Origin of the sequence: Rhodovulum visakhapatnamense (assembly GCF_004365965.1) — a bacterium.
In the GTDB taxonomy this organism is placed as follows: domain Bacteria; phylum Pseudomonadota; class Alphaproteobacteria; order Rhodobacterales; family Rhodobacteraceae; genus Rhodovulum; species Rhodovulum visakhapatnamense.
The window spans coordinates 15,585-29,052 of sequence record NZ_SOEB01000022.1 but is presented as its reverse complement, the minus strand read 5'-3'; the positions used below and the strand labels follow the sequence as shown (position 1 = coordinate 29,052).

Sequence of the window (13,468 nt, the reverse complement as noted above, 5' to 3'; positions counted from 1 at the left end):
GCAGGTCCATTCGGCGCCAGAAGGTCGCAGGCCACGCCGTGCTCTTGATAAACACACGCGGATTGCCGATATCTCAGTCATGACCATGTTCAGTCTTCATACGAGGTTCCTGATCAACGCAGGAAACACACTGAACCGCCGGTAGCCCCGGGCGGGATCAGGCCGCTTGCCGGTCCGCGCCTCGGGGTCATCTCGATCTCTTACAGATCAGTCGAAGTGGCAAACGCGCCAATATGGCCGGAAGATCACGCCTGTGCGGGTCACCCAGCTGACGTGGTGCGTGCGTCTCGGTTCAGTTTCTTCGTCATGGAGCATGACATGCACCCCCACGTCTTCAAATCCAATACCCCTCACTTCCCACCCCCTCGAAGGGCCAGTCAGCTCAACCGCAAGCCCGGAGCATTTCGACGTTGGCTCCGGACCGCCTTCCGCCGCTGGCAACGCCGGAAAATGATCGAAACTCTTCGAGGCATGGACGATCGCCTGCTGCGCGACATCGGGATTGATCGCAGTGATATCCCGCGCGTCGTCGATGGTCTCACGGATCGCGAACTGAGCATGCGTCCAGTTTCATCGGATGTGCATGTCGATGCGGGGTGGCGCGGCGGCCGAACGGCATAGCCGGTCCTATTCTCGAGAATACACAGCACTGGACGGCAGTGGTGCGCGGCAATGGCCGAGTAGCGGCTCGCCATGAAATGATGGAAAGGAGTGACGAAATGATGATCTGCAAGGCGGACTTCGAAGAGCTGTTCCCGGACCTTTTCGGGCCGAAGGACATAGAACCTTCGGCGGCGACGCCGAGCGCCAGATGCCTGGCGCGTTGGGAAGACGATGGTGGTCGCACGATATCGGCGAACATCATCCCGCTGCCACGCCGCTGGCCAATCCAGGAAGATCGACGTAGCTCATTCTTCGAGGTGCGCCGTCTGTGACCCCCTGTCGTCGACAGTCTGCCTCGTGGACCTCGTCATCAATTCGCCTTCTTCACCTTCGCGGGATCTGTGCATCCTTGTCCGTTCCAAAACCCGCCCGGTCTCGAAGATTGACAGGGTGCGCCCAAAGACTAAGGTCTCCACATGGTCACGCACGAAAACCTTTTTCGGTTTCTGCTTCTGAACCGCCCGAGTCCCCGGGCGGTCTGCGCATAAGCGCGTCTTCGACCACCCGGGGCTTTCTCACATCCTTGCATCTGAGAACGCGGGCTTTACCGCTCCGGGAGACATATCATGACCATTACCAGGATCACCCACCAGCCTGCCGGCAGTGACTTTCGATCGCTCTTTGAACGCTCCGCTGTCGGGCGCGGCTTTCTTCTCACTGTCGAAGACCGGCTCGGCATCGAGCACCTGCTTCGCTATCGCGGAACCAGGAATTCGCCCAATCCCGCTCTGCTAAACGGGCTGCTGCGCCACAAGCTGCGGATCTCGCGCGGAACTCCCGAGCCGGCCTCGCCTGATCTTGTCGTGGCCGGATGCCACGTCACCTACATGATCAGCGGTGAGGGCGCTCGCAGCGGCGTGCTTTCCATGAACCCCGTGCCGGTCCCGGGACATATTCTCGTTGCTTCATTGCTTGGGGCGACCCTGATCGGGATGCGAAAACTGCAGAAGGTTCCGCTTCTGCGGGATGACGGTCAGATCGAAGTCGTCGTGGTGTTGGATGTGCATCCGTCTCCGGACCAAGCCGCGGCCTGATGCTCTGATCCACCCCTGGCGGATCAGGGACCATGGCCACCTATAGTTCACTCACACCGCCAGTTGGTGGAAAGGAAACTACGATGAACAAACAACTCTCTACGTCACGCGACACCGGCCGGCGGCCCAGGATCGTCATAGGTGCGGACTGCCTGGAAAGGCTCGAGGCACTTGCGGAGGGCGCGATCCAGCGCAACCCGGACCTTGCCGACCGGCTGCTCGGCGAAATCGGCCGGGCCCGTATCGTTCCGGCGGCGAAACTCCCGCAGAACGTCGTGGCCATCGGTCGCGCGGTCACCTATCGGGATGAGTCGACCGGCCAGGAAAAGACGGTAACGCCCGTCTATCCAGAGGACGCCGACATCGCACGCGGGCGGATCTCGATCCTGACACCGATCGGGGTTGCCCTGATCGGACTGGCAGAGGGCGCATCGCTCCACTGGGATACCAGGGATGGAAAGCGGCGGGTTCTGACCGTGCTCCACGTCGCGTCCCAGGATGCCCCCGAAGGTCTGGAGGCACAATGAACAGACATTCCCTGGGCCCTGCCGAAGCCCATGCTCTGCCCGGAAGGAGCCGCTCGATGCGCTGACGAAGCCACGACGCTCCTTCCGGGATATCGGCAATCGCCGCTTCGGCGTCTTTACTTCCCGTTGAAAGAGGGTCTCATGAATCGTCACCTTCCGCTTGCCTGCCCGTCCTGCAAGACATCGCTTCCCCGCGCAGCCGCTCATCGTTGTCCCAGCTGTCGGCACATTATCGGGGGCGCTACCCCCATTATCCGAATTTCCTGTCGTCGTTGTGGCTCCGCCGTCGAGCGACATGCCGGCGCCGCCGTGACCTGCCTCCAGTGCCGGTCTCGACGACCATCGCGGCATCAGGAACAGGGCTGCTGACATGAGACTTCTCATTCATCTCCGTCGGCTGATCTGGCCTTCGGTTCTGCTTCTTGTCTCAGCCGGCCTGGTAATCTTCGACCAGGATGTCGAGCCGCGGGTGGGACTGTCTCTCCGCCTGCCTGGCGGCGTCGTCGGTTGCCTTGCTGCGGCCTGGCTCGGTAGCCGGCTGTTCGGCCTGTTCGCAGATCGCCGGAGACGCGACAAGCGCCCGTACCCGCGCCTGTTTCGGGATCTCGTGGCGGTTCTGCTGTTCTTCGCCGCAATCGTTGCCTCTGCCGCGCTCTTGCTGGAACAAGGTCTTCTTGGCGCGCTTGCGGGATCGAGTTTGATACTCGCGGTGCTGGGTTTCGCGATCCGGAACGTCGTGGCCGACACGCTGTCCGGCATCCCACTGGGCGTCGAGGCACCCTACCGGATCGGGGACTGGGTCGATATCGAGCAGGTCGCACGAGGCAAGGTCATCGAGATCGGCTGGCGCACGACACGGGTGCTGACGCTGGACTCGACCTACATGATCCTGCCGAACAGCCAGATCGCGCGCCGACGCATCATCAACTACTCCGCCCCGAAACCGCAGTATCGCGCGCAGCTGTCGCTGAAGCTTGCGCATGAGGTTCCCGTGGACGCCGCCAAGGAAATGATCCTGAAGGCCGTGGGCGAGGCGCGCCTGATCCAGACCGAACCGGCACCGGATGTCCGCGTCCAGGAGCTGGGAAGCGACGGCAACTCCTATGCGGTCCGGTTCTGGCTGTCGCGCTTCGAACGGGACGTCGATTGCCGGGACGAGCTACTGTCTCTGATCGACCGCGCGATGCGGAAAGCGAAAGTCCCGACCCCACGCATGCAGATCGAGATGAATCGTCCCCGCGGGAAAGCCATGCTTCCCGTCGATCATGAAACGGAGGTCGCACGGATATTCGGTAACCCTCCGGCGGGGGCCGTCTGACGGGTCACTTCTCGATGAAAAACCGGGTCAGTTCTCAGCGGAAATCAACAGCCAGGGCCGAAACGCTTGACCAGGCCCGCTCAAGGCGACATCACCAAAACACGCTCAGCGGCAACGTCGCGCGGTGACCGGATAACCTTAGCGCGTGACCGGACGTTGTCTGAATCGCTGACCGGATGCGTCGGATTGCGCAATGAAGACGCTGATGGTGGAGGATGCATACCTGATGGAGTATGAAACGTATGAGGAAGTCGCAGTCGGCGGCCCCCGTTTCATCGGGTAATCCCCCCGTTTTTGCGGGGACTTGGTCGTAGAATTTACGCGGCCATTCTCAGTTTCTGGGCGGGGGTATCTCAGCCCCGCCCAGTTCGAAGACCGCCACGCCTGCGCCATGGTCAAAAACGCCGCCTGATCGTGTCCACCCGCAGGGGCGTACTCCAAGAGGCACTGCAAGACGGGGGCAGTCTTTCATCTCCGTTGTCCGCTCAGCACTGGCCTGATCAGTCCGCTCCGTCTGTTCCAGCGCCATACGGCGAGACACATTCGCGGCGCAGCTGATTGTCGGTGAGGAAGGTGTTGGTCCCGACATCGTAAGTGTCGTACCGACCAAGGCACCACGCGGCATGAAGCGACTGCGGAAGCTCTTCCGCGGGGCCGGGCGGCTCTTCGCCGAGGCTTTGTATCGGCAGGTAATCTTCCTGGGGCGCCGGTGCCGCGTTCTGTTCGAAGCCGAGCGCCCCGGTCCCGAGCCCCGGAAGCACCAGGAAGCCCGCAGCCAGGGCCAAGACAGCGCGGGGAGCAGAGCCCCTTTGCCGGGACGGGCGTTCAGGACACGGGGTCGGAGAAGACGAGAACATCGGGAAGCTCTCCTTCGAATTTTTCGATTTCGACGAGGGCGGTCTGGCCGCAATTGGCCTGGGCGAGCTTGGAGGTCGCGATGCCCGTCGTCAGGTTGTTGACGTCGCCATAGCGGCACAGGCTGCCGATCTCGCGCGGGTTCATCGGATCGAACCAGCCGCCTTCGTCGATGCGCACCACGCCGGGGCGGATCTCGTCAGTGACGACGACGCCGGCAAGGATTTGGCCGCGGTCGTTGAACACTCGCACCACATCGCCATCCGCGAGCCCGCGCGCCTCGGCATCGGCCGGGTTCATCCAGCACGGCTCGCGATCCTGCACCGCGTATTCCTCGCGGAGCGAGGTGCCGCAAAGTTGCGAATGGAGCCGCATGCGGGGATGGTTCGACGCGACGTGAAGCGGGTATTTCTGTCCCTCCATCCCGAGCCGCTCTATCGGCTCCATCCAGGTGGGGTGCGGCGGACAGTCGTCGTAGTTCATCTTCTCGATATTGCGCGAGAAGATCTCGATCCGCCCCGACGGCGTGCCGAGCGCGTTCAACAGCGGGTCGGCGCGGAAATCGGCATAGCGGACGAAGTTGCGGCTCTCCTCGGTCAGTGGGAAGGCGAGCGGCTCGTTGCTGTCCCAGAACGCCTCGAAGGTCGGCATCTCCATGCCCTTCGCGCGGGCCTCGATCCGTGCGGTCTCGTAGAACCCGCGGATCCAGTCCATCTCGGTCTTGCCCTCTGTATAGGCATAGCCGTGGCCGAGCTTCTGCGCGATCCCGGTGAAGATCTCGTAGTCCGACCGCGCCTCGAAGACCGGGTCGATCAGCTTCTTCATCGGGACGATGTGGCTGAGCGCGTAGTCGCCCACCTGCGAGATGTCGTTGCGCTCGTAGGACGTGGTGGCCGGCAGCACGATGTCGGCATGCCGCGCGGTCGCCGTCCACTGAAAGTCGTTGACGATGAAGGTCTCCAGGTTGCGCCAGGCGCGCAGCATCTCGTTGCGGTCCTGGTGATGGGCGAAGGGGTTGCCGCCGGCCCAGTAGGCCAGCTTGATCTCGGGCAATTCGATCTCGTGGCCGTTGAACTGCATCGTCGCGCCGGGGTTCAGCAGCGTCTCGACCAGGCGCGAGACCGGGATCGTCAGCGAGCCGCCCCCGGCAAGCCAGGCCGGCCCGCCCACGCCGCCCACGCCGCCCGGAGTGTCCGACACCGCCGTCAGGATCGGCGAATTGTGTGTGGGCGCCCCGCCCGAGGCGTAGTGATAGCTCAACCCGTAGCCGCCGCCGGGCAACCCGATGTGCCCCAGCATAGAGGCCAGGGTGACCAGCATCCAGTGGACCTGCTCGCCATGGTGCTGGCGCTGGGTGGAATAGCCGAGCGCCAGCATGGTGCGCGCCGAGGCGAAGCGCCGGGCGAGGTCGCGGATCTGTTCGGCCGGAACCTCGCAGATCTCCGCCGCCCATTCCGGCGTCTTGGGCTGGCCGTCGCTCTCGCCCAGAAGATAGGGCAGGAACCGGTCGAAGCCGCTGGTGTAGCGGTCGAGGAACTCCTGGTCGTGCAGGTCCTCGGTATAGAGCGTATGCGCGATCCCCAGCATCAGCGGGACATCCGTCATCGGCCGCGGCGCGATCCATTCCGAGCCCAGGCGCTGGGCCGTCTCGGTGCGGATCGGGTCGATGCAGATGGTCTCGATTCCGGCGTCGCGGATCAGGTCGACCCCGGCGAATGAGCCGTGATCGGCAACCTGCCAGCAGATCTCGGAAGTGCGCAGCGGATTGGCGCCCCAGAACACCATCAACTCGCAATGCTCGGCCAGGACCGGCCAGGTGGTGCACTGTTCGTAGACCTCGATCGAGCCCACGACATGGGTCAGGATGACCTGCGCGGCGCCCGTGGAATAATCGCCCGCCGAGTTCGTGAAGCCGCCCTCCAGCTTCAGCAGCCGGCGCAGCAGCGTCTGGCAATTGTGCATCTTGCCGGGGCTCTTCCAGCCGTATGAGCCGCCGAAGATGCTGGTGGAGCCGTGTTCCTCGCGCACGCGGACAAGCTCTTTGGCCACGAGGTCGAGCGCCTCGTCCCAGCTTACGCGGACGAAATCGCCCGTGCCGCGGCCGTCGGGGTCGGCGCCGGGGCCCTGTTCCAGCCAGGCCCGGCGGACCATCGGGTACTTGATCCGCGAGGGCGAATAGATCGAGTCCAGCACGCCGGCGAGCTGCGGCGAGGGCGCGGGATCCTCCTCCCACGGGATCATTTCGGTCACGCGCCCGTCGGTGACGCGGCCCCGGAACACGCCCCAATGGCAGGCCGAGAGGATATCTGCGCTGGCGGTCTGGGCCGCGGCGCCCGGGGACAAGAGCGGCCCGGCCCCGGTGCCGAGCGCACCCAGCGCCGCGGCGCCCTGAAGGAAGCTGCGGCGGGATACGGCCGGAAAGGCCTCTTTTGGATATATCGTCATGTCGCGCGCGCTCCTTCTGCCTGGAGGGGGGAGTAATGGGCGGGGATGCGGTGCCGGACCAGCGCGGCGAGCAGGCGCGCCGCCGCGCCGTAGACCCCGCCCGGATCGGCCGCGGCCACCTTGGCGCAGAACGCGGGCACCCAGCCGGCAAGGCGGTCCAGCATGGCCTCCGTCGCCGCCCCATCGCCGCAGCGCAGGGCCGTGGCGTAGAGGGCAAGCTCCAGCGACAGGTGGTCGACCGGCTCGGCGCAGTCGTCGGCCACGCGCAGGTCGAGATGCCTGAGGATCGCCTGCAAGTCGGCAAAGGTCTCGGCCGCATGCCTGGCCCCGCCGGTATAGGCGCTTTCATAGATCGGAATCGTGCGCGGGCCGCTCACGCCCGAGAACAGCGCCACATGCCGCCGCGCGAGGTCCGCGGCGACCGCCCCGGGCGGACCCCGGGTGAGCGCCGCGCACATGGTCTCGGCGGCGTCCTGCTCCGAGAGGCTGGCCGCGATCTCGCGCAACAGCCGCGTCGCCTCGGGCGCGGTCATGCTGTCCACCGCCGCGTCATCCGGCGGCGCAAGGAAGGCGCGGCCCAGGAACTCCGCGACGAAGGCCTCGATCTCCGCCGGGTCCGGGGCGCGGGAGAGGCCGGCGCTTGCGCTCATAGGTCGGCGCGCTCCTTCGCGCCGGAATCCTTGGCATTGTTCTGCAGATAGACGAGCAGCAGGCGATACGCGTCCGGTTCGAGGGAGGTGAAACGTTTCATCGAGCCCAGCGTGCCGATCCACTGGTTCGCCAGGAAATGGTCCGCCTCCGGCGGACTGTGGCAGGCGGCGCAAGCCGAATTGAACATCTGGGCGGTGAAGGACCAGAGTGCGTCGCCGTCGACCAGCATGCCGGTCTTGTCGACCCAACCCTCCAGGCTGACCGATACCCAGTCCTGCCCGGTATCGGGGTCGGTCACGGTCTCGCCCGTCTCCAGCGCCGCGATCGCCGGCTCGCCGAGGACGGCCTGCATGATGCGCTGGCCCTGCTTGGCGTAAAGCACCGCCTCGGCCCCGACAAGCTGCCAGCCATCCAGCCGCACGCGCAGCAGATCGCCGCCTTCCTCGACCACGGCGACCTCGGTCCCGCTCAGGAGCTTGCCATCCTCCTCGGCCCCACCGGCGTCCAGAAAGAACGACTTGGTATGCACGACGAAGGCCGAGCTCGCCACGCCCACCTCTTCGGCCGGCGATGTCGGCAACTCGCGGGCGCTCTCGCCGGATTGCTCCAGCATGACCACCTGCGAACTGCGGTTCGGCTCCGGCAGGCCTGGCGCCGGATTGTCGACCGGCGCGACCGTCTTGAGATAACGAGCCATGGCCAGACGGTCGGCATCGCTCAGCTGCGAAGTGTTGGCGACGACCTCTTCCATATCGCCGCCGGCCCGCTTTCCGATCGGGCTCACCCCCGTCTTGAGGTAATTCGCGATGGCGTTGGCAGACCAGAAGCCGATGCCCGTTTCATGCGGCGAGATATTGGGGAAATGGCCGTGTCCCTCGGGCGTCGGCCCACCGCCGTGGCGCATCCCGGCGGGGATGGTCCCCAGCATGGTCCGGGGCGAGTGGCATTCGGCGCAATGGCCCGGCCCTTCCACCAGGTACTTGCCGCGCGCCAGGATCACGTCGTCGGGTGCGTCGATGGTCACCGGCGCGAACGGGTCGTTCGCGTCCTCGGCCACGGGAAGCGGCCCGGGATTGCCTTCGGGCAGGCGCTCGCCATCAAGAAAGACCAGCCGCCACAGTCCGACGCCCCTGCGAATGTTGTAGGGAAATTTCAGGTCGTGGTCGTCGATCCGGCCGGCGACGGGCTCCAGCGACTGGATGAACGCATACATGTCGCGGACGTCCTCGGCGGTCATCCTCTGATAGGAGGTGTAGGGAAAGGACGGGTAGAAATTCTCCCCGTCGAGTCCTCCGGGCCCGACGCCCTCGCGCACCGCACGGTCGAACTCGGCCAGCGTCCAGTCTCCGATGCCGTCCTCGTCATGCGGAGAGATGTTGGGCATCCGGAACAGGCCGAACTCGGTGTCGAGCTCGCGACCGCCGCCGAGCACCAGCGGGTCCTCCTGGCCGGGCGTTGCATGGCAGGTCGCGCAGTCGCCCGCGAGGAAGATGAACTCGCCGTTCTCCAGGTCGGCCCCTTCGATAGACGCGACCTCGCGTGAAGGATGCACGAGGGACCAAGTCCAGGGCGAGGTGAGGACAAAGAAGCCCAGGACGGCGAGTATGCACACCCCGAGAAAGAGCCGCAAGAACAGGCTTCTGGAGCGTTCCTCGGACCGTGCCATGCCAAAATTCCCTTCTAGGAATAGCCGCAGATAACCGTCATAAGCTTAACGATATTCACGAAACTGTCGACCACCGTGCCAATCACGATTTTTCCGTGGCGTTCGATGGGGGCGGTCTGTCGGTTCTTTCAGAAGCGATGCGGGGCTTTGATGCCGTCGTGATCGCGCATCGTTGAAGGTCGAAAGGCGTTGGCCAGCGGGACCTGCCTTCCGCCTTTACATGGCGAGGCGACAACTCCCTATTTCCGCGCCATCTTCCGCCACTACGAGAGCGGCCTTGTGGGGGCCGAACAGAACCCGAAATAAGAGAGCAACATCCGCAATCTCGGCTGGGGCTGATAGGCTTTCGCTATCCGGCCAGCGCGAACTTATTCGCCGAGAAAAGGTCTTTGGAAGCCCACTTGCGGCGGCGCAGAAATGAGCTGGTTGCCAGACAGTCGGAATGTCGGCTCCCAGATCGCCGGTGTGTCCGTCTCGCGATCGCAGCGAAATCATACTTTCCGCCCTCCCGGTCGAAGATGACTCTGCTGGCTGCTCCAGGGCGAACGGCGAATAAGGGCTGGCCAACGACATCTGATGGTTTGTGTCAGGTATTCGCAATACCCGCGATGTGCGGTGTGCCGGGCCGCGTGATTTCGCAGGCGCAGCGAATGGCAGGTTTAACGGGCCGCACCGCGGCGGAGCCAAGCATGGGTCAATGGCGGGAATGGGCCGGCCACGTCGGGCGTACTGCTCCACTCCAGATCGACGTCGCCCAAGCGTGGGGCATGGACATGCGTTCGGACCAGGAACGCAGCGGCCGCGCCGGCGATGGCACCGAAGAGATGCGCTTCCCACGACACGCCGGGTTGGCCCGGAAGTGCGCCCCAGAGAATGGAGCCATAGAGGACACCGACCACTAATGCCGCGCCTAGCGTGATCAGCGAGCGATCCACGAGACCGCGCACGACGAGGAAACCGAACCAGCCGAAGACCAGTCCCGACGCGCCGATATGGGTGGCGGAGCTGCCGAACACCCAGACGAGGCCTCCCCCGAAGCCGATCACCAGGGCGTTCACCGGCAGCAAGGCCCGCGTGGTTGTTGCCACCAGCAGTCCACCCATCACCAGAAGCGGCGGCGTATTGGCCATCAGGTGCGCGAAGCTTCCGTGCAGGAGGGGCATTGCGATGATACCATCCAACCCACCAAGGTACCGTGGGATGAGCCCAAACTCCGGATTCAGGCCGTAGCCGGTGATCCAATTGACGAGCTGGATCGCCCAGAGCACTGCGACAAAAGCGACAAGCGCCACGGCGCGCCGCAGGAAGGCGGGCATGTGATCCCGGTTCATCATGGCGGCGACAGTAGACGTCTCCGCAAGGCCTTCAACGGCTTTCATGCACCGCTGGGAAACGGCTGGAGGACCGAGCTTCAGGGCGGCGAACCCCGTCACGGCCCAAATCAAGAGCGGGGCTGCCTACCGAAGGCTATGGCGAGGCATCAGAGGCTCATCTCCAAGGATGTTGGGCTTCATTCCATCCCTTGTCGCTCTCCTCCTATGCAGACCCGAAGGGAGCGCCGTTACCCAGCGATCAAATCCGCTTGCTATCGTTAGTGTTGTTTTGTATCGCCGCACCATTATAGCTGGAGTCGGCGTCATGAATCACAAGGTCCGGACCGCAGCAGCTGCGGCCATCACAGTATCGAGCTTCGTCGGTTCGGTCGAGCCGGCGCAAGCCTACCAGGTCGACTGCGCCATTCTGCTCTGTCTCGCAGGCGGCTGGCCGACATCGGCACCCTGTGCCCATGCGCGTGCGGTCTTCATCCGCAGGATCACACCCTGGCCGATCGAGCCACCCTTGCAGATCTGGCGTTGCCCGATGGGGGCGTCGTTCAACGCCCCTGCCCCCCTCTCGCCGATGGAACGGCTCTACGACATCACCTTCCAAGAGGCGCCTCAGGCCAGCGTACCGCAAGCTCCCCTGCCCCTGGTCGAAGTCCAGTCAGACGAGCAGGCCGACATCGACATTTCGGGCGACGCCTTCGACTTCGTCCGCAGCATCCGTGTCTTTCATATCCAGTTCAGCCAACGCGAAAACAGTGAAGGCGACTGCAACACCTACGACGCCACGCGCCTCGGATCCTACGGTGTACAGGGTGACTATCGATGGAAACGGTCGAGTGTCGCACAGGTCCCGCCCGCCTCACAGCTGCCCGACACCGGACACTGCAACTGGGTAAGCTACCGCTCAGTCTTCGTGGACTGGCGGGATCATGAGGGGAACTACGGTTTCGAAGAGGTCCGCTACTGAACTTGCTCGGGCCTGCCCGGTGCAGGTCCGCACCCGATCATCTCGCACCTGTGACGGTGCACTGAGCCCAGAAAGGGAAACGACGCCAGACCGAAAAGCCTGACGCCGCGCTAGAAGAACCCGTGAACAAGGATCTTCTAGCGCACTGTCCGAACCGCCGCAACCAGCAAAGTTGTTTTGCTGACAAGAATGTTGTTTGCTCTCGGCATGGGGTCGTCTCTCACAGGAGACACCAACCATGGAACCCACGACCGGCCTGATCCTGAGACGGATTACCCAGACAGAACTGTCCGTTTCCGCCCACAAGCTGGCGACCGTCATCCTTGACGCCATCGCGTGGAAGGAGGGTTACAACGGGCTGCCGCGCGGTACGGCCGCCTTCACCCTCGCCGACCTGGCGTCCAAGATGAGCATCTCGCGCCAGTACCTGACCGAGCTGCTGGCTGAACTCGAGGCGTCCGAGCTGGAACTGAAGCGAGAGAAGCCCAACGGCAAGTTCGCCCCCTGGCTCTTCCGCTTCACGACCTTCGATTCCGAGGACGGCGATCAGGATGTTGCGTCAGGCACAGGCGACACATCACTATCTAGAGAAAGAAATAACAAAACTATTTTCTCGGGGCAGATCACTATTTCTGAAACATCGAACGTCTTTCAGACTTGTTGGGCGGACCTGATCAAAGCTGCGAAGAGGGCCCTGCCCTGCTGGAACGTCGACACGCAGGTGATCTGGGACCGCTTCTTGGCTTTCAACCAAGCGCGCGGGAACGATAAGGTTCCCGCCGGCTACCTCCTCGGGTTCATGCGCCGATGGCGAACCTCAACCGGTTCGGTGAGCCGACCGGCGGAAGCGCCAACTCCGCAGCAGGCGGCTGACCCACGGGAGCGTGAACTGCACGCTCAGATCAAGGCTGCACCCAGCGGCAACCGGCAGTTTCACGCGTCAGAGCTGTGTAGGCTCATCGGGCAGGCTGCCTACGACGCGCGGGTCGTCGACGTCATCCGGCAGTTCGGCTGTCCAAGATTCACCGCGACGCTTGCTGTTCATGGGAGGGCTGTGATGGCAGGTGAGATTTCGCGATGACTCTGCGGTGCTCCTGCGACACCGCCTGTGCGGGCTCACGTCATAGGCCAGAGACGATTTCCTTCAGGCATCGAACGCATTGGCGTTGAGCAGATGGACATCGTGCGAATACCATCACGCTAAATTTCGACCGCAAGGTCACGATCACATTCATGAACCAGGAGAAGCCATTGAACCTTCAACGCGCCATTGAAATCGCTGCGGAAGCTCACCGGGAACAAACCGACAAGGCCGGCGCGCCGTATCTGCTCCATCCGCTCCGAGTGATGATGTCACTCGAGACCGACGATGAACGGATCGTAGGCGTCCTGCATGACGTGGTCGAGGACGGCCGTGGCTGGACATTCGAGCGCCTTGAGGAAGAAGGGTTCTCGCCGCCTGTGCTAGACGCCTTGCGCCTTGTCACGAAGCGGCCCGAGGATGAAGGCGACAGCGAGGCTGTCTACGTGGCCTTCGTTCGGCGCGCCAAGGGCAACAAGATTGCACGTCGGGTCAAGACGGCCGACATCCTCGACAACCTGAACGCGTCGCGACTGTCGGCGCTGACCGAAAAGGACATGCGCCGCATGAACCGCTACCTCGCTGCACTACGGGAGCTGCGGGATGCAGACGCATGACAGCGCTGTACTCGGGTATCACTGGCGCGCGGCCAGCACATCGTAGAGATCTTCAGCCAACAGGTACTCATGCCTGTCGGGGATCGACCTGGCCTCTGTCGTGCGCGTCTCCACGATCCGCCACATGCGATAGCGCCCCTGCCCCGTGACCTCCCGGACGAGGCCCTGCTCCTCCATCAAGTCGATGTTGCGCTGAACCGTCGCGCGATGCGCGCCCGTCAGTTTTTCGGCCATCTGCACCGACACCAGCGGCCAGCTTGGCCCAACAGGCCCGAGCGTGCATATATGGACATTTTAGAGAATATAACATGAACGAACT

General features: G+C 63.8%; 13 protein-coding genes and 1 pseudogene. 8 read left to right on the top strand and 6 right to left on the bottom strand.

Going from position 1 to position 13,468, the window contains the following annotated elements; translation table 11 throughout:
- Window positions 1-306: 306 nt before the first annotated feature.
- From EV657_RS22565 to EV657_RS16580, 5 genes are all read left to right on the top strand, one after another.
- The gene (locus tag EV657_RS22565) at window positions 307-621 is read left to right on the top strand and encodes a DUF1127 domain-containing protein (RefSeq protein ID WP_341540309.1); all 315 of its coding nucleotides are present in this window, start codon (window positions 307-309) and stop codon (window positions 619-621) included.
- 98 nt (window positions 622-719) lie between these two features.
- On the top strand, window positions 720-935 hold the full coding sequence (locus EV657_RS16595) for a hypothetical protein (protein WP_132466063.1): 216 nt from the start codon (window positions 720-722) through the stop codon (window positions 933-935).
- Window positions 936-1,229: 294 nt separating this feature from the next.
- The gene (locus EV657_RS16590; protein ID WP_132466060.1) at window positions 1,230-1,697 is read left to right on the top strand and encodes a hypothetical protein; all 468 of its coding nucleotides are present in this window, start codon (window positions 1,230-1,232) and stop codon (window positions 1,695-1,697) included.
- 83 nt (window positions 1,698-1,780) lie between these two features.
- The gene (gene rnk / locus EV657_RS16585; protein ID WP_132466057.1) at window positions 1,781-2,224 is read left to right on the top strand and encodes a nucleoside diphosphate kinase regulator; all 444 of its coding nucleotides are present in this window, start codon (window positions 1,781-1,783) and stop codon (window positions 2,222-2,224) included.
- Between the two features lie 370 nt (window positions 2,225-2,594).
- Window positions 2,595-3,542 (top strand): mechanosensitive ion channel family protein, encoded by a 948-nt coding sequence (locus tag EV657_RS16580; protein ID WP_134078932.1) that lies wholly within the window; start codon window positions 2,595-2,597, stop codon window positions 3,540-3,542.
- A gap of 500 nt (window positions 3,543-4,042) precedes the next feature.
- Here EV657_RS16580 and EV657_RS16575 read toward each other — a convergent pair whose 3' ends face one another.
- From EV657_RS16575 to EV657_RS16555, 5 genes are all read right to left on the bottom strand, one after another.
- Window positions 4,043-4,327, bottom strand: coding sequence for a BA14K family protein (locus tag EV657_RS16575; protein ID WP_165905405.1), 285 nt, complete (start codon window positions 4,325-4,327; stop codon window positions 4,043-4,045).
- A gap of 40 nt (window positions 4,328-4,367) precedes the next feature.
- Window positions 4,368-6,842: a trimethylamine-N-oxide reductase TorA gene (gene torA / locus EV657_RS16570; RefSeq protein WP_132466048.1), complete on the bottom strand. Its 2,475-nt coding sequence runs from the start codon at window positions 6,840-6,842 to the stop codon at window positions 4,368-4,370.
- Window positions 6,839-7,492, bottom strand: coding sequence for a TorD/DmsD family molecular chaperone (locus tag EV657_RS16565; RefSeq protein WP_132466045.1), 654 nt, complete (start codon window positions 7,490-7,492; stop codon window positions 6,839-6,841). The genes torA and EV657_RS16565 overlap by 4 nt, the downstream gene beginning before the upstream one ends.
- The gene (locus EV657_RS16560) at window positions 7,489-9,159 is read right to left on the bottom strand and encodes a c-type cytochrome (protein WP_132466042.1); all 1,671 of its coding nucleotides are present in this window, start codon (window positions 9,157-9,159) and stop codon (window positions 7,489-7,491) included. The genes EV657_RS16565 and EV657_RS16560 overlap by 4 nt, the downstream gene beginning before the upstream one ends.
- A 659-nt stretch (window positions 9,160-9,818) precedes the next feature.
- Window positions 9,819-10,538 (bottom strand): rhomboid family intramembrane serine protease, encoded by a 720-nt coding sequence (locus EV657_RS16555; protein ID WP_243837686.1) that lies wholly within the window; start codon window positions 10,536-10,538, stop codon window positions 9,819-9,821.
- Between the two features lie 259 nt (window positions 10,539-10,797).
- On the opposite strand from EV657_RS16555, the gene EV657_RS16550 reads away from it, so the two are divergent.
- From EV657_RS16550 to EV657_RS16540, 3 genes are all read left to right on the top strand, one after another.
- Entirely contained in the window at window positions 10,798-11,451 is a 654-nt protein-coding gene (locus tag EV657_RS16550) for a hypothetical protein (protein ID WP_134078930.1), read from the top strand.
- Window positions 11,452-11,689: 238 nt separating this feature from the next.
- Window positions 11,690-12,532: a hypothetical protein gene (locus tag EV657_RS16545; protein ID WP_134078929.1), complete on the top strand. Its 843-nt coding sequence runs from the start codon at window positions 11,690-11,692 to the stop codon at window positions 12,530-12,532.
- A gap of 152 nt (window positions 12,533-12,684) precedes the next feature.
- Window positions 12,685-13,149: an HD domain-containing protein gene (locus EV657_RS16540; RefSeq protein WP_134078927.1), complete on the top strand. Its 465-nt coding sequence runs from the start codon at window positions 12,685-12,687 to the stop codon at window positions 13,147-13,149.
- A gap of 114 nt (window positions 13,150-13,263) precedes the next feature.
- Here EV657_RS16540 and EV657_RS22310 read toward each other — a convergent pair.
- Window positions 13,264-13,404, bottom strand: a pseudogene (locus EV657_RS22310) (helix-turn-helix domain-containing protein); the annotation flags it as partial.
- Window positions 13,405-13,468: the final 64 nt, after the last annotated feature.